This window comes from Vibrio sp. EA2 (genome assembly GCF_033042495.1).
Lineage (GTDB): Bacteria > Pseudomonadota > Gammaproteobacteria > Enterobacterales > Vibrionaceae > Vibrio.
Genome location: NZ_JAWLID010000015.1, coordinates 1 through 16,042, shown reverse-complemented (window position 1 = coordinate 16,042; position 16,042 = coordinate 1). Strand labels below are relative to the sequence as shown.

The following is a 16,042-nucleotide window of genomic DNA, read 5'->3' as shown; positions in this document are numbered from 1 at the left end:
TACTCCCTGATTGACTAATTGTTTCGTTTTTTAAACTCATATGGCTAGATAATCAAATGCTGTTGTGCAAGCTGATACTTTTTTTGGTATGTTTCGATCAGGTTCTGCTGAGACTTACCAGTGTTTTCGTAAAAAAGACAGTTGTTTGAATTCAAGAACTCGTAGTGATTGGCTATTGAGTCCAAAACATGATCAATTCTTGCTAAGGTTTTTTTTGTACAACTTTTTCCATGCAAGTCGTCTTCTATATCTAGAACATGGGACCTGAATGATTCAGCTCTATATAGCTTCTTTAATGCGTTACTGCTTTTCAAAGCTTCAGACCATTTATTGACAATATTTTGAAAGTGTTGAATAACCTCAGGTGATGCATTATTTGCTTTCAACCATGAGATTTTTTTGTTAAAGACACCTATCGCTACAGACTTTAGGTCGGCAAACAAAGCTATTTTTTCATCTTCACTTAGATTATCTCTACCTAAAAGCCATCCAAAGAAGAATCGGGTTTCGAATCGTTCAACGCTATGAAAAATGGGGTCAGACATACCATTACTATTTATATCGACTAGAGGGTCAAAAGGATACATATAACCAAAGTCGAATAGAAAAACTTTACCGTCTTCATTAATTAAAATGTTACCCTCGCAAAGGTCCCATTCCATTAGACCATATTGCTCACATAGTGACGTGGTTTCTAGTATTTGCTTGAAAATATCTTTGTTTAAAGTTTCTAGCGGCTCGCCTTCGATCCACGGGGATAATATTATACCTAATCGATAGTTAGCGTAAATCGTATCTACAATATTGGGTAAGAGTTCATGATCATCGTGGTTGGATTTTAATTTGTAAAAATCAGCTCTACGTTGAACTTCATTCAAAAATGAGAATTTGCCATCCAAGTTAGAAACGAGTGCCGAAGCTCTCTTTTTCTTTAAAGTATATTTTTTACCATTAACGGTGAGTTGATAAACTTCAGCGGTCAGGCCTGAATCTATTGATTTTGTGACATAAGCTGAAGTTTCGGTAATGCTTGTTAAGACTGAAGGAGCTAGAGGACAGTTTTCAGGAGTTCCTACTTCGATGTTGGCCCCACTTGCTTCGAACTTCGTTTGTTGCTTTTGCCTAGTGTTCATGTAAATATCCTTTTCCAAAACGGGGATGAAAAGTCATCCCCCAAAGTTTATGCAATTGTAAGAACTTCTTCAGTGGGTCTTCTGGTCTTCTTCTGCCAGTTACCCTCTGCCGCTTTGCCTACAGTAATTAAAATGGTTGGGATTAATGAATCACTTAGATTGAATGAGCGCTTAACCATTTCAGGATCGAAGCCTCCGACACTACCCGTATCGTACCCCTTGGCTTCAGCTGCATAAATCAAACTCATTGCTAGTAGAGATGCAGAGCGGATCGCTTCGTCTCTACGTAGTATTTCACTGTTTTCGTGGCTTTGTGCAGCCATGCCAACCCATGCGTCTTTGATAGAATCTGGTATGATTTGTTCATTGACATCACTTTGCAGAATTCTTTCTAAATTTTTATACCCTTCGCTATCACCACAAACGACATATGTTACTGCAGCATCTTTAGTTTGCGGTTGCCCATATGCTGCTTCACATAATTTCTCTTTAGCGGATTGAGAGTGTACGGCAAGGATATACCAATTTTGCAAGTTGAAAGCTGATGGGCTTTGAAATGCATAGTTGGCAATCTCTTTGACGTCTGAGTTCGATATCACAATATCTGGATCGTATATTCCGGTTGTCTTACGCTCAACAATCAATTCTAGTGCGTCTTTCATTTTCTTCACCTGTAAGTTAGTTGCTTTATTCCGCATCTAAAGCATATCAAATAGATTGTTCACTGTTAGTTAACTGTCAATTCATAAATGAATACAGATTTCTGTTATATAGTGTTTTGGTTTTAACTTTGAGAGGTAACATAAATGAAAGTTGAATTCTTCCATGACGTAGTGTGTGGGTGGTGTTATATACAATCTCCAATTCTAAGAGAGTTGAACCTGAAATATAATGTAGAAGTGGTTCATAGGAATTTTATCTTGCAAAAAAACGATCAAGAAATGATCGCAAGATGGGGTTCGTTAGAAGCTGCAAAAGAACAAGTATTACAACATTGGGAATCCTGCATGGCATTTGAAGGAAAACCAGAAAGGTTTAATATTAATGGTATGCGTGAATCAAGTTTCAATTATCCCAATGGTATGTTGGCCGCGAAAGCGACTAAGACTGCTGAAATATTAGGTGGACAAACGGCCCATTGGGATATGTTCGATACCTTGCAAAAATTCCACCTCCAAGATTCTATAAACGTAAGTGATATCAATGTTATAAAAGAAGCCATTAATATCCAAAGCTATGACGAGAAAATTTTTATTGAGTTGATGAACTCTGAACAAGTAAATAACGAACTAAGTAAAGATGCTTTAATGGCATTTAATTACGGGGTGAAGTCTATCCCGACATTGGTTGTAAATAATGAACATGTCATTCGATCGACGACTAAATTACCTGTATTAATGAAAATGTTATCTGACTTGGAGGTGCTATGAACTTCTACAGTTATATGGAAATTTTGGAGCGTATAGGTCTAGAGAATGATGGCTATGAAACTGTTAAAGAGAATAAGTATCTTAACATAACTAAAGATACAGGAGTATTTCTCGATATGATGGTTTGTATTATTAAGCCTAGTAAAGTTTTAGAAATTGGTACATCTAACGGATATTCTACATTATGGTTGGCCAAAAATTTACCTGAAAAAGGTAAGTTGATAACGATCGAAAAGCAGTCTAGCAAAGCCAAAGAGTCAATGTCTCATATAAGAAAAGTTGGATTTGAGAATAAAGTAACTAGTGTTGTCGGTACTGTCCAAAACTATCTAGAGTCCAATAATGAATTGTTCGACATGATATTTCTGGACGCTAATAGATTGGAGTATCTAGATTACTACGATAGCTTGATAGCGAGTTTGAGGTGTGGTGGATTGTTGGTTTGTGACAATGCGATATCTCATGAGGAGGAGCTTAAGCCATTTACTTGCATGGTGGAAGAAGATAAAAGGTTACTTTCTTTCACTCTAAATGTAGGTAAAGGAGAGTTCTTGGTATATAAGTATTAAATGACTTAGGGGGTGGGTATGGATAAAGTTAGAGCTCTTACTGTCTTTAGGCGCATAGTTGAACTTGGTAGCTTTCAAGCCGCTGCTACTGACTTAAAGCTTTCGAAAGCAGCAGTGACGAAAAATATGAATGAGTTAGAGGTATTTCTAGATACTCCACTGATAAATCGTACGACTAGAAAACTGTTTGTTACAGAGGCCGGCTTAGAGTATTACAAGGAGGTCTGTTTGGCTTTAGACACTATCTCTAATGCTGAACAGTCGCTTTTTTTTAATCGAGATCACATTGTAGGAAAGTTAAAAATCGGCGCTCCTTTATCTTTAAGTTTAGTTCTGTTGAATGAACTTATATGTGAGTTCTCTGAGCTTTATCCATCGGTGGCGATCGAGGTTATCATGGATGACCAACAGCAAGACCTAATCGCTCAAGGAGCAGATGTTGCAATTAGAGGTAGTGGTACACTAACTGACTCTACACTTAGGTCAAGAAAGCTATTGAAGTTGAAACGTGTTTTATGTGCCTCCCCTAAGTATATTCAAAGTCATGCACCGATATTGAGCCCATTGGATGTCAAGAGCCACCAATGCCTAATATATAGCTTAGCTACGGTTAACAAATGGAAATTCAGTCGGGGAGATGAAACGGAAGAAGTTGAGCTGGAAAGTTCACACTATATGGTTAACAACAGTTTAGCTTTAGTAAAAGCTTGCCAGCTCGGTAAAGGGATTATTCTAACTCCAGAGCTCTATGTTCGGTCAATGTTAAAAGATGGTCAATTAATAGAGATGCTTCCTGATTGGTACCCTGAAGAACATTATTTATATGCAGTTTATCCGAGTAGTAGAGCAAAATCAAAATTAGTTCGAAGTTTTATTGATTTTCTTGTTGAGCGTTTATCTTGATTTTGTTTTTACCTGATGAGACTAGTCCATAAAGTGAGACTAAGACTAAAAATATACCAAAGCCTTGAACTAAATTCATAGACTGTTCTAGTGCCAACCAACCGAGAATTATTGCCGTAATTGGACTCAACAAACCTAATGGAGTGACAATTCCTAAGGGTAGTTTTTTTATTCCATTAAACCACAATGAATAAGAAATAATTGCCCCAAATACTACTAAATATCCATACCCATATATATTTTTTAGTTCAATGCTGTCTGGGTATATATCAAAGAATGGGGAAACTAAAAGTAGAACAATACCCCCAAACGTCAACTGATAGCCTGTAAATGCATAAATGTTAATTTGAGTTGACCATTCTCTTGAGAAAAATGTACCAAATGACATAGATAATGCACCTATAAAGGCTGCTAAAACACCTATGGTGTTTAGTTGCGTTTGCGGTGTTAAGAAAATACAGCACATACCTATAAAAGCAGTTATGAGCATGAGTTTTTTTCTGCTCTCGAGAGTCTCGCCTTTAAATATAAATGCTAGAAAGATTATTATTGCAGGTTGTAGAGACGTAATTAGGGATGCGACACCTCCTGGCAGAGTGTAAGCTGAAATAAAAAGCATGCTCTGGAATAGAGCTATATTCAACATTGATAGTATGAATAGTCTTTTTAGCGTTACCATATCGACTTTTTCTCGAAATAAAATGAGTAGCACTAACCCAGCAGGTAAACACCTAATAGCCGATGCCAAAAAGGGTTGGTTTGGTGGGAGGAACTCGGTAGTTAAATAGTAAGTAGTGCCCCAAATAATTGGAGCTAAAGCGGTTGTAAATATTAATGAAAACATAGGTAGCCTCTAAAAGCAAAAATTTACCAAGTTATTATTGATGGCTATTTATCTATTTCAATATAAAAATAGTGAATTGATAGTTTACTAAAGTGTCATTATTCTTTTTGAAATGATGAGTTAGGATAGAAATGTAAATAAAATTGGAGGCTGATTATGCTATTTAGAAAAATCATTGTTTCATTGTCATTAGTTATTCTTTCGACTAGTTCTCTAGCGAGCTCGCCCGAAACAAAAGGTATGCTGGAACTATCTTTTAGTGATGGGAGACCGTCTGTTCAAGGAGTAAAGAATGTCAATAGTTACTTAGAGCGCGTTGGTGTCAAAGTCACACAAGTGAGTATTCCCAAAAAAGTACAACCAATTATTGAAAAGTCTAAGGGAAAGGAACTCAATTCAGATGAAAAGAAACTTCTAATTCAAGCTTTTTCACTGAATCGAGCTCAATTACTTGAACAAATTGAATTGGCCGGCAGGAAACCAGCTGTTCATAGAGGTGGATACTTGTCTACCTCAGAGCCAGATGTAGCCCCTTACCCAAAAGTATACGACATGATGTCTATGTCAGAAGACATTAAGCATTATCTCCAGCATAAATTTGGAAAGCTTCATGTAAATAGTTCAGAGAAAGGTGAGGGTATTGATGAGGTTATGACAATTATTTCAGGAGGACATTGGACTTGGTTCTTTGTACTTGATGATGGGGTTGTTGGTAAGCTAACCCTTGGCTACGTCGATTTGGATAGCAAAGCTTGGCGAATTTCTTACCCTGGACTGGTATCACATGGTGGCTTTTTCGATGCTGATTATGGCCTTGTAGTGGCTCATGCGCATGGCCCAGAGCAGTTTATCATGCGATATGAAGAACCGAGCATCAGTTGGCCGGGAACGCTAAATGGAAACCCTTGGATCGACTTTACAAGTGATGTTCCTATGCTACTAAATAAAACCTTAAAATTTTAGATTTCTTATTTGAATCAAAAAGTATATTAGGAGGTAGTATGTTTACCGTTGTCTATGAGTTCGTGATCGACGAAGGTACGGATAAAAAATTCAGGGAAGCTTGGATTGAGCATACAGAGTATGTGTACCAAACGAGGGGAAGCCTTGGTTCAAGGCTACATACAACTGGAGTGGCGAATACGTACGTAGCTTACGCTCAATGGCCTGATAGAGATCGTTGGGCTGAGACTACAGAGTTATTTCGTGACTTACAGCCAAGTACATTGCTAGAAATGAAAAAATACCTAATCAGTTCTTCAGTGTTAAGAGAGCTAACAGTATGTGATGATATATTAAAGTAGATGATATAAATTTCTTTCTGTTATGTTTTTTTAAATATAGAGAGTTCGAGGTTTAGGAATTCTCTATATTTATTGAATTGTGAATATGTCTAAGTGGGTTTACTTCAATATTAGAAGGTATTATTACTCGAAGACTTAATTTATTGAACGTCATGTTTAAATTCGGTTGTGGCTGATTTTTATCCTCATCTAAATAGAACTATATAAGCGAATTAGAAATAGCTCTTGGGATGTTAGAAAGACTGTATCTCCTTTTTGTTCGTAAGCAGTACTGAGCTTAGTTGACTCGAATTTTGGGGAATATTTTTTAGAGGCGTGAAGGAGCACACTTTGCAATATAGGGAATGATATGAATAAGCAGACTTTACCAAAGGTATTGCTCAGCCTTTTTGATACTGCAGGCGAAGGGCTTTGGTTTATGAGTGATGACAATGTGGTTCAGTTTTACAACCACTCATTCTACCAGCAGTTTCCACTATTAATGGAAGATTCAACGTTAGATGATTGGTTAGGGTTGGTTCACCCTGAAGATAGGGAAAGGTTACAGCAAGAAGTGGACAGTCATCAACAAGAGCTGTCGTTTGCACGAGTGACCACGCGGTATCGAGTTAAAAATATATCTGGACGTTACCTATGGGTTGAAGCGACTGGTGTGAGAGTAAGATACCAAGATGGACTTGCCATGGTGGGGTCACATAAAAATGTATCTGAAGAGGTATTGCTGAACCAGTATCTGACTCATATGGCTAATCACGACAGTGAAACCGGATTGTTTAACCGGCACAAGTTCCTAGAAAAATTCCCAAGTCTGAATGAAAAAAGTTGGATCCTAGTATGTTGTCTAGCTCAACTGCAACAGCTTCAAAGGCAAGTTGGATATGAAGCAATTGAACACCTTTCCTCGGCACTTGTATCAACATTAGATGACGTTCTGCAAATGAAGTACGGTTTGTATCGAATTAGTGCGGACGTGTTTGTTGTCACGATGGAGCAAGAAATTAACTCAGAGGAGTCTCTTCAGGCGTTGAACAAAATTGAATCGGTATTTCATCAAGTTCGTAAGAATGACTCGATACTTACAAGTAGATTGGGTCTTGGTGCGATCCCAGTTTGTGCCCTAAGCGTCACAGCTCCTTTGCAGCATATATTTGACTTGTCTGAGTATTCCCGAGCTATCAGTTCGCCTATTACCTACACTGGAGAGTCGCAGCGCAGTATTGATAGATACTTTGCAATTCATGACGCGTTAGAATCAGCTGTTAAAATGCGCCAAATTACTATAGCACTGCAACCTATTGTCGAAGCATCGACTGGAGAGCTGATAAGTTTTGAGGCGTTAGCTCGGTGGGAGCATCCTGAGTTGGGCTCGATTTCACCCGCAGAATTTATACCCATCGCCGAGCGGTTAGGGCATATACATGCATTGGGTTTGTTAGTTCTAGAGCACGCTTGCCAATATCTGGTCATGTTCGATGCCAAGCACAATGCGAGACCTTTAGTCAATGTAAATGTGTCGGCGCATCAATTGCTTAGTACTAGCTTTATCGAGGATGTCTGTGAGGTTGTTGCTCGCTTTGGTATTGATTCAACTCGTATTGTGCTCGAGGTTACCGAGTCCTATTTGCTTGATGAAAATCCGATGATCACAAAAACTCTCGATGTACTTCACACTCATGGGTTTAAGTTATCGCTCGATGATTTTGGCGCAGGAATGAGCGCGATTACTAGTTTATTCCGACTTCCTTTGTATCAAGTCAAACTAGATAAAGTATTAATTAACGAAGCGATGAGGCGTGAAGCATGTTTAAAACTTATTGCGCATTTGTACGAATTTGGGAATACATACAACATAACGCTTGTCGCAGAGGGAATAGAGACGTCGGAAATGTTTAAGACACTAACAGAGGTTGGCGTATCGTATCTTCAGGGGTATTTCTTGCATAGGCCTTGTTCACCGCAAGCATGGCTAGAGATGAATGCCTTAAAGTGACGAGAGCAGATGGGTGTGTTGGCTCACGTTCAAAGTGAGCTTCTTTCTATTTCAGCCCCTTCAAGAGATCACACCATTTGTGTTTCAGTGTAGTGCAATTTGCTATAGTGCATTCTTCGTCTAGTATTATATTTAACTTATAACTTACTTGTCTTCCGATATTTCATATCTCCATGTGTTAAGTTGTTAATATGTTTGCATTTAAAGTTGGATGTGATCGATTTTTATATTTTATTCCGGTTATAAATTTTATTCCTATTAAAGGATTTCAAGTGCCTCGTTAATATAACATATGGATTTTCATTGTTAGCGCGAGTAATCCTGAAATAGACTGTAGGGTTGATATTAAAAGCGACGATGAAGTGGTTTTTATTTTTGGTCTATTTTATTTTAATGAGTTGTTTTTAGTGGTGATATATAATCTTGATTAATTCTCTGTTGAAATAAAAAATAAGTTCGCTAGTTAGAAATAGAAGATGGGTTATATTGAGGTTTCTATTAATGATATTATACTGTAAAGTGATAAGATTAAACCATATATACAATATAAATATATCATTCTAAATTTCATTGTGAATAACTACAAAAGGTTTATCGATTTACATCGAAGAGGGAACACATTCTTGTGCAGCGTCGGGTGTTTAATCCCCAAAGTACATGGGAGGGAAAGCGCCTAGACTAATTGTATGTCCTCGGTGATCTACTTTACAACTAAGCCACGTTCAATTCGATACAATCACTTCTGGCCAGATAGTCAATCGTAACTCCAAGAAAAAGCAAGGACGTCCGAGGCTCTCTAAGTTAGTTTAAAACTAAGAACCGTATGTGGCAAGCTTACTTCTGCCCCTTTCCCATTTAGATTTCTTACTCATAACAATTTTTGGTATCAATGTCTGACCAAATAATTTTAATGATTCGATCTGGTTCTGACTAGCTCATAATATGAACAATTCCCTGTCTACAGGCTTGTTGGCGCTTTAGGATTTCTTTTTGTGTGTTTGTCATCATTTTGATGTGAGTAGACAAAGGGTTGTGAGATATAAATAGTCAATTCAATCCTGTAAACGTATAAGTATTTGTGCAATTATGATTTGTTGAAGACGTGGGCTTGGTGGATAAAATGATAATTCAAACAAGAGAATCAAATATAAAAAAGATGCTTTATTCATGCTTGTTACTAGCTTTTGTAGTCGTGATGGCAATAACATTCATATTTAATGAATATCAAACTCAAAGAGAACGAATTTTACTTGGTTCTTCTCATGAACTACGTTCTAAAGTTGAGTCTAGCTTAGGCGTTTATAAAGATTTTTCAAATTACGTATTTAAAGAAATTGAGGATGACCAAGATATTTTTAGGTTGATGAGTGAAGCCTATTTTGGTGATCAGAGCATAAGAACATCTAATAGAAATTCAATATACTCGATGCTGGAAAAAAAAGTATAAAACTCTTACAGATTTTAACTTTCGACAGTTACATTTTCACTTTGAAAATGGTGATAGTTTTTTACGTGTCCATAAACCTGAAAAATTTGGTGATAATTTATTCTCTATAAGAGAATCGGTAAGGATATCCAATAAAGAAAAGCGATTTGTACAGGGGGTTGAAGAAGGTAGAATATATAACGGTTATCGATTCGTTTATCCAGTATTATATAATGACATTCAGATAGGCACTTTAGAAGTATCCCTATCAATGGGTAGTATCGTCAATTTATTGTTTAATCTATATCCTGAACAAGATTTTTTCTTCTTGATGAATAAGGATGTTGTGAATTACAAAGTGTTTGATGATACGAAGAATAACTACATACATAGCAAAATAGCCAGTGATTACTATGTAGATAAAGACGTGCTAAATAAAAGCCTGAAAAACCTGAAGTTTACTGAACTTGAGGGTGATACTGAACTATTTAAAAAACAGCTTGATCCTCATATTAAAACTGGTAATACTTTTTCAAAAGAGTTCAATGTGAATGGAAAATATCTGATTGTATCTTTCTTATCAGTTGAAAATTTCAAAAGAGAGCACGTGGCCTATTTAATTTCAATATCAGAAGACGATACATTAATGCTTATGAAAAGAAACTATTTGTTGTTTAATTTTATGATATTCATAGTGTTAATCTCATTTTTTGTAATTGTTTTTCAAAGTTATCGAAATCAAAATAAACTACTTAAAATGTCAACCATAGACTTTCTAACTCAAGTGCTAAATAGAAATAAGATGGTTGAACTATTGTCACAGGAATACGTTAAAGCAAAAAGGTATAATTCCATATATACCGTAATGATGTTTGATATTGACTACTTTAAAAGCATCAATGACGAGTTTGGTCATGCTGTTGGCGATGATTATCTAGTTGAGTTTAGTAAATTAATCCATAGAAACATAAGAATTAGTGACTCTTTTGCTCGTTGGGGCGGTGAGGAGTTTGTTCTATTGCTTCCCAACACAGATGAAGACAGCTCGATGCTAGTTGCCGAAAAATTGCGAAGTTTAATAGAAAAGTATATTTTTTCAGGCCCTAAAAACATAACTGTAAGTATCGGTATCTCTGAGTTCCAATTAGATGACAGTAGTCTAGAAGATGCCATAGAAAGAGCTGATACAGCACTTTATCACTCGAAAGAAAATGGCAGGAACCAAGCGACACGCTGGAGTGTGATTAAGTCTTAATCTTAATCGCCTAAAATCAGACCAAATTGGCATATGACATGTGCCAATTTGATTGGATACATCATCGAGCGACCGTTCAGTGCCTGAAGTTATTAGTGTTTTTTAAATCAATGAAAACAATTACTTGGTGATACAGAAACATTGCGACCGCTACTTTTTGCTTTGTACAGAGCAGAGTCGACCTGCTCTAAATAAAACTCAATTGTACTCTACGTTGAGGAACATAACTGTATACTTCGACAGAAGCTGTGATTTGATGGGAGATGCCAATGATTTCACAAGAGATAGCTATGGTTTCAATATTCCTTCGAATTCTTTCCGCTAGCTCAAGGATTTCAAAACTAGATGATCCAGATATGACCACTAAAACTCTTCGCCTCCCATCCTGAAAGCGAAATCACCAGAACGTCGACTAAACACATGCTTTAACACACAATGTCAGGAACCTAAGCTATGCACTAACACTGCAGACCATTTGGCATACCTGAGCTAATCTATGAATCGCTAAGTTAATAAAATAGCTAAAACACTTTTGTCCAGCTTCGAGCTAGCTACCTCTGGCTAGTTCAACTCGCACCAAAGCTTGTTGCACTTCGGTTACGTTTCCGATAGTCAGCTAGTTTTGATATGCAAAAGTAATGTGTGGCAAAACGCAAGACCTTACCCCATTTCTTTTTCTTCCTGTACTAACTAAGTTCGTTCTAACCATGCTCGAATCTGTTTGATAACGGCTGGTATCTCACTTTCTCCTCGCTGGTTTTGAAAAGCGTGATCTAAACCAGCGAGTAACACAAACGACACGTTCGAACGCGACTGCATCAGTTGCTCTGCTTGTCGTTTCGCCTGATCAGGTGAAACGTTAATGTCTCGCTCCGACTGCAAAATGAGAATGTCGGCACTGACCCGTTCAAGTATCGTCCTTTGGTCTAACGTCAGCATCTCTTTCCACCAAGCAAAACCATGGGAGCTCATATTGATGTCCATTGTTTCAGCGCTTACCACGGCTTGCTGAAAACCCAAGAAACCATTTTTTGCTTCTATCAAGGCTTCCGATGGCATAGTTTGCTCCATATTATAGAGAACATCATCAACGAAGAAGCGCCCACCAGCGTTCAAAGACACTAAGCTATCAACCGATGGAACTTGTGACGCGACCATGGCGGCAACTACGGCCCCTTCACTCCCGCCAAGTACAATAATGTGCTCATAATTACTCTCGAGTCTTTCGATCACTTGTCGGTAGTCTGCCGTGCGCTGTGTCGGTGAATCCTTTTGAATGTACGCTGTCGGGCAATCAGGGCTATCGCCATCGGGATTCCACCTGATCGCTTGGTTTAGCCCGTATTTCTCTACCGTGAGTAAATCAGCCTCTGGCGCCGTTTGCGAAAATAGGTCATTAATCGTCGTGCTGTGGGAGACGCTATTGCAATCAGAGCCTTGCATGATAACCAACAAGGTATTACTCGGATTTTCCGCCGTTTTGGTGAGGTAATAAATTAACGATGAGCCATCTTGCCGCTCGATACTATGGATAGTAGAAGACGCTTTGGCGACGCCAACAATAAATAGCGGTATTACTAGAATTATCCGAATCAGGCCCATTTCAATCCCTTAAAATTAATATAAAAGTTAAAATTTTCACCTTTTGAGCACCGCGAATCGGTAAAGTTCATTTTGCCTTTAAGATTCTGAATGGAGTGGTGACCTAAAGCTTAACCAGCGTTGTTGTCCAAGGACGTTCTGAAGCCAATCTCGGCAAACACGACTCTGCACCTTTCTGCGTTAGCAGAAAAGCTATTTCATAATTTATTCAAGTGGTTTTGCAATACCACATGTTATCTGAAGTCTAGTATTTCATTGCCAACACCTAAAATGGTATATCGAGTGTATTTTGAGCAGATTCAAGCTTAAGGGCTGTAGCTTCATTTTGTGGCTCTTTGAAAAACTCGAACGTACTACTGTGAGGTTGTTCATCTTTTGATAATTCATTAATCCTCAGTTTTAGTGGGATTTGTGTAGATACCCCACTAAAAATACATACCCCTGTAGGAAGCGTTGGAATTGATTCTTCTGTGATACTGTCAATGTATGAAACTGCTCTAGAAATAGAATGTAGATCTCTTTCATTAACTAACCGATGTATGAAGTAATTGTGTGCTTGAGACGTTATTGTGTGAGAGATATCATTTGGCCTTTGGCTCGATATCGTTAAGAACGTACCAAACTTTCGTCCTTCTTTAATTATCTCTTCGAATGTTTCAAGTCTGTGGTCTTTCCATGCTTCAGTTTCCCTGAATGATTCATTAGAAAGTATGTTATGCGCCTCATCAATAATAATATTCAACGACTCATTACCACGAGACTTTTTCTTTTCATCGTAAACGGTCTTAGCAACAAGGAGTGGGAGTAATTTTTTGATGTCTATGTTTACTTTATCAAGCGAAATCACAACAAAATTCTTGCCATCCCAAATATTACCACCATTGAAATTGAGCACTTTTTCGATGTGTTTCTTCTTTAGTTTTAGCTTCCCAAGGACTGGCTTTACATGTTCATTAGTTACTCTGTCATATAATAAGTCTTCAATTAGTTGTATATAAACAAAATTAATGAAGTTATTGAATTCATTGGCTTCTAATTGAAATGTGTTTGTCTTTGAGTAGAGATTTGTGTTGGTAATATTGGGACTCTCTTCATTGCCAATGAACCCACTATTGACTAACGGTTTTGGAGACAGTAATTGTACTTTACCATCATTGTTATAAATGGTGATGTCACTTTCAAGATCATCGGCATTATTGAAGATCGAACGGAAGTAGCCGATAACGGTTGTAATTTTGGGCTTATCAGCTAGTAATAATGTCTTTTTGACTTGACTCTGCAAGATCCCTTTAACATATTGATCTGGATTATAGGCATCTTTAGCTGATTTATACATCCGCAATGCACGTTCAAGTAGAGGCTTTTGAGTCTTATCAGTTGCTTCACATATTATAGATATCACTTCAATATCTAAGATGCCATCTCCTGGTAAAGGTAGCTTTGGGCCATCACCCGTTCTTGTTGTTAAGTCATAAACTTTCTTCTTATTGGTGATGCAGTTTTCCGCTATGTATTCACCATTGAAGTCAAAAAGAATGAACTTACATCGCTGATTAAACTTTTCGATTCCTAGAGTGTTTTCTAGTCGTTGGTAGGCAGATTTATAAATTGCAGTCAATGTGTTAGATTTACCACTACCAGTATTTCCAAAAATTGCCATATGTGTGTTTAACAAGCCATCAATTGGTAATGATATTGGCATCTTGTCAATATGTGTTTCGGCTATCTCAATTGATTGCTCTTTGGTAGCAGTGCCAACGTTATGAACAGTAGAGATTTTATCATCAGTTAGAATATATGCTTCGTTACCAATCAATGGCAATTCAGCCGTGCCACCGACAAATTTGTTATTTCTATTGATGTACCCAGATAGTGAAATAGTAAGGAATCTTTGATACTTAGGAGATGTAGATTCGTTTGAGGTCAAAGTTGTATTCCTGTCTTCAATGAGTTTTTCACCTTCAATTTTGCCAATTAAACTGGTGAAACCTTTCTTAATCTCAATGAAGCTACCAACAGAGACATTTCTAATTATGGTTCCATTGTAAAATAGATCGGAAAGGTTCTTGTTCTTATACACGCGAATTGTAATGGTCTTTCCAATAACTTCGCAGACCTCACCAACTTTTAGTACTAATTCCATTTTTATCGTCATTGAGCAACCTCTAGAGGTAGGCAACACCCAAGTGCCTCATTGAACCTTGCGAAGTCAAGTCTTTCATCACCCAAGCCATAGACGATATCTACGTTATTGTGTCGATCAAATATCTTTTCTAGAGATATTTTACCCTCATTACTATATGCAAAGATAACAAGCTTTAGAGTAGAGTTTCTTAATGCACGCTTCGTGAGCTCTTGAATATGTTCATCAAGGAATGAAAAACCGAATGCAATAAGTGTTGTTTGTTCTTTATCTAACTCATTAGAGTATATGCGCATCAAGTCATAGTATGTGTGGTTAAGTAGAACTGTTTTGAACTTTTCTTTTTTAGGGAAGATAAGGTGGTACTTTTCGAGTTCCTTTTCAATCTCTGCTATAGATAAGTCTTTTTCTTGTGGAAGATTTTTTTGTTCGACCTCGTAAACAAGCTTTTCATTTGATGACTTAGGATTTGAGATCTTCCATGACATGGAGCCATGCATCTTAATCAAATTGATTGAAGGTATCTCTACCTTGTAGTCGTATAGGGAGCTTGTTTCATAACTGACGCGACTGAAACTACGTGTGTCATATTCATACTCAGAAAGAGTTGACTTAACTTTAAAGCCATCATTTAAAATAATGTTCTTGTAGCTTAGGGCTGCTTTCTCTATGAACAGATCATAATTGGTAGTGAAGATGTTCACTTTCTTAGGTAGAAGGTTATTTCTTCTTCGATCTAGCATTTTCCCTATGTTTTCAAAGAACTTCTTATAGTGGGTGAGCACACTAGAGATCGGTGGAGGGCGAGGTATGTCTCCAGTATAAATCAGTGAATTTGTTGGTGTCTGCACTTGAAGTATAAAATCATATTCTTTGCGTTTCGCTTCCTCTATCTTACCTTCGTTGTACAAGTTTTGAATTTGATCTTCTATATTACCCGCAACGATTATGGCTGGATTAGAAGCACCAGCCCCTAGTATGAAATTGACATTTGATGACTGAAAGATTCTAGTGAAGTAATCTTTGAAGTTATCATCTTTAGGTGCAAATCTAATTGTTTTCGCCATAAAACCCTTCACTTGAAATTGAAATTTCACCACGGGAGTAGATGCAAACATGCGCATAATCCCAAAACACAATATCACATGGTCTTTGTTGAACAAATCAGATTAAACTATTTGTAAGTTCACGGTTCTGATCTTTATGTTGTTACTGTACTGGGTGCGCGAATTTGGTCTGCGGTATGTAGATAGTTGGTATACTTTTCGGTTTTAGAAGTTATCCGAAAAACCAGAATGTCCTGAGCGTCGTAACTCGGAAATGTCCAAAGTCTTTACAGTTGGTACTTCGTAACACAGAAGTGCCCGTGCGACCTGAAGTCGTATGAAGCGTTGTTCACTACGACAAGAGTGAACCGTCTGTATCACCAGATGACCCTAGGAT

Annotated in this window: 14 protein-coding genes and 1 pseudogene; 9 read left to right on the top strand and 6 right to left on the bottom strand. The window is 37.5% G+C overall.

Translation table 11 applies throughout. The features are described from left to right. Positions 1-44 precede the first annotated feature (44 nt). A complete protein-coding gene (locus RXX31_RS21000) occupies positions 45-1,133 on the bottom strand; it encodes a phosphotransferase (protein ID WP_258661160.1) in 1,089 nt (362 codons plus the stop codon). A gap of 47 nt (positions 1,134-1,180) precedes the next feature. Continuing rightward, positions 1,181-1,795, bottom strand: a complete 615-nt coding sequence (locus RXX31_RS20995; RefSeq protein ID WP_317591637.1) for a nitroreductase family protein — start codon at positions 1,793-1,795, stop codon at positions 1,181-1,183. 144 nt (positions 1,796-1,939) lie between these two features. On the opposite strand from RXX31_RS20995, the gene RXX31_RS20990 reads away from it, so the two are divergent. From RXX31_RS20990 to RXX31_RS20980, 3 genes are read left to right on the top strand one after another with little or no spacing between them, the layout of a single operon-like run. Next, positions 1,940-2,563 (top strand): DsbA family protein, encoded by a 624-nt coding sequence (locus tag RXX31_RS20990; protein WP_317591636.1) that lies wholly within the window; start codon positions 1,940-1,942, stop codon positions 2,561-2,563. Further along, positions 2,560-3,132: an O-methyltransferase gene (locus RXX31_RS20985; protein ID WP_258661154.1), complete on the top strand. Its 573-nt coding sequence runs from the start codon at positions 2,560-2,562 to the stop codon at positions 3,130-3,132. The genes RXX31_RS20990 and RXX31_RS20985 overlap by 4 nt, the downstream gene beginning before the upstream one ends. Before the next feature lie 18 nt (positions 3,133-3,150). Continuing rightward, positions 3,151-4,035, top strand: a complete 885-nt coding sequence (locus RXX31_RS20980; protein WP_258661152.1) for a LysR family transcriptional regulator — start codon at positions 3,151-3,153, stop codon at positions 4,033-4,035. Here the strand turns inward: RXX31_RS20980 and RXX31_RS20975 are convergent. After that, the gene (locus RXX31_RS20975) at positions 4,004-4,879 is read right to left on the bottom strand and encodes an EamA family transporter (RefSeq protein ID WP_317591635.1); all 876 of its coding nucleotides are present in this window, start codon (positions 4,877-4,879) and stop codon (positions 4,004-4,006) included. The two genes, RXX31_RS20980 and RXX31_RS20975, sit on opposite strands and share 32 nt — an antisense overlap. Before the next feature lie 156 nt (positions 4,880-5,035). Between RXX31_RS20975 and RXX31_RS20970 the strand changes: the two genes are divergently transcribed. From RXX31_RS20970 to RXX31_RS20950, 6 genes and pseudogenes are all read left to right on the top strand, one after another. Then, the gene (locus RXX31_RS20970; RefSeq protein ID WP_317591634.1) at positions 5,036-5,842 is read left to right on the top strand and encodes a hypothetical protein; all 807 of its coding nucleotides are present in this window, start codon (positions 5,036-5,038) and stop codon (positions 5,840-5,842) included. Between the two features lie 38 nt (positions 5,843-5,880). Next, the gene (locus tag RXX31_RS20965; RefSeq protein WP_258661146.1) at positions 5,881-6,183 is read left to right on the top strand and encodes an antibiotic biosynthesis monooxygenase family protein; all 303 of its coding nucleotides are present in this window, start codon (positions 5,881-5,883) and stop codon (positions 6,181-6,183) included. Between the two features lie 349 nt (positions 6,184-6,532). Then, entirely contained in the window at positions 6,533-8,173 is a 1,641-nt protein-coding gene (locus RXX31_RS20960; RefSeq protein WP_317591633.1) for a GGDEF domain-containing phosphodiesterase, read from the top strand. A gap of 1,120 nt (positions 8,174-9,293) precedes the next feature. Next, the gene (locus RXX31_RS20955) at positions 9,294-9,620 is read left to right on the top strand and encodes a hypothetical protein (RefSeq protein ID WP_317591632.1); all 327 of its coding nucleotides are present in this window, start codon (positions 9,294-9,296) and stop codon (positions 9,618-9,620) included. Then, positions 9,580-9,843 (top strand): annotated as a pseudogene (locus RXX31_RS24870) (hypothetical protein); the annotation flags it as partial. The gene RXX31_RS20955 and the pseudogene RXX31_RS24870, both read left to right, overlap by 41 nt. A 27-nt stretch (positions 9,844-9,870) precedes the next feature. After that, positions 9,871-10,854: a GGDEF domain-containing protein gene (locus RXX31_RS20950; protein WP_317591631.1), complete on the top strand. Its 984-nt coding sequence runs from the start codon at positions 9,871-9,873 to the stop codon at positions 10,852-10,854. 690 nt (positions 10,855-11,544) lie between these two features. Here RXX31_RS20950 and RXX31_RS20945 read toward each other — a convergent pair. The 3 genes from RXX31_RS20945 to RXX31_RS20935 form a co-directional block, all read right to left on the bottom strand. Continuing rightward, complete coding sequence (locus RXX31_RS20945; protein WP_317591630.1) at positions 11,545-12,456, bottom strand: alpha/beta hydrolase; 912 nt, start codon at positions 12,454-12,456, stop codon at positions 11,545-11,547. Positions 12,457-12,721: 265 nt separating this feature from the next. Beyond that, positions 12,722-14,599, bottom strand: coding sequence for an ATP-binding protein (locus tag RXX31_RS20940; RefSeq protein ID WP_317591629.1), 1,878 nt, complete (start codon positions 14,597-14,599; stop codon positions 12,722-12,724). A gap of 8 nt (positions 14,600-14,607) precedes the next feature. Then, the gene (locus tag RXX31_RS20935) at positions 14,608-15,717 is read right to left on the bottom strand and encodes an SIR2 family protein (RefSeq protein ID WP_053307031.1); all 1,110 of its coding nucleotides are present in this window, start codon (positions 15,715-15,717) and stop codon (positions 14,608-14,610) included. Positions 15,718-16,042 lie beyond the last annotated feature (325 nt).

Coding starts and splice junctions, on each gene's coding strand:
- RXX31_RS21000 (WP_258661160.1), bottom strand. CDS start 1,133: ATGAACACTAGGCAAAAGCAACAAACGAAGTTCGAAGCAAGTGGGGCC.
- RXX31_RS20995 (WP_317591637.1), bottom strand. CDS start 1,795: ATGAAAGACGCACTAGAATTGATTGTTGAGCGTAAGACAACCGGAATA.
- RXX31_RS20990 (WP_317591636.1), top strand. CDS start 1,940: ATGAAAGTTGAATTCTTCCATGACGTAGTGTGTGGGTGGTGTTATATA.
- RXX31_RS20985 (WP_258661154.1), top strand. CDS start 2,560: ATGAACTTCTACAGTTATATGGAAATTTTGGAGCGTATAGGTCTAGAG.
- RXX31_RS20980 (WP_258661152.1), top strand. CDS start 3,151: ATGGATAAAGTTAGAGCTCTTACTGTCTTTAGGCGCATAGTTGAACTT.
- RXX31_RS20975 (WP_317591635.1), bottom strand. CDS start 4,879: ATGTTTTCATTAATATTTACAACCGCTTTAGCTCCAATTATTTGGGGC.
- RXX31_RS20970 (WP_317591634.1), top strand. CDS start 5,036: ATGCTATTTAGAAAAATCATTGTTTCATTGTCATTAGTTATTCTTTCG.
- RXX31_RS20965 (WP_258661146.1), top strand. CDS start 5,881: ATGTTTACCGTTGTCTATGAGTTCGTGATCGACGAAGGTACGGATAAA.
- RXX31_RS20960 (WP_317591633.1), top strand. CDS start 6,533: ATGAATAAGCAGACTTTACCAAAGGTATTGCTCAGCCTTTTTGATACT.
- RXX31_RS20955 (WP_317591632.1), top strand. CDS start 9,294: ATGATAATTCAAACAAGAGAATCAAATATAAAAAAGATGCTTTATTCA.
- RXX31_RS20950 (WP_317591631.1), top strand. CDS start 9,871: ATGGGTAGTATCGTCAATTTATTGTTTAATCTATATCCTGAACAAGAT.
- RXX31_RS20945 (WP_317591630.1), bottom strand. CDS start 12,456: ATGGGCCTGATTCGGATAATTCTAGTAATACCGCTATTTATTGTTGGC.
- RXX31_RS20940 (WP_317591629.1), bottom strand. CDS start 14,599: ATGGAATTAGTACTAAAAGTTGGTGAGGTCTGCGAAGTTATTGGAAAG.
- RXX31_RS20935 (WP_053307031.1), bottom strand. CDS start 15,717: ATGTTTGCATCTACTCCCGTGGTGAAATTTCAATTTCAAGTGAAGGGT.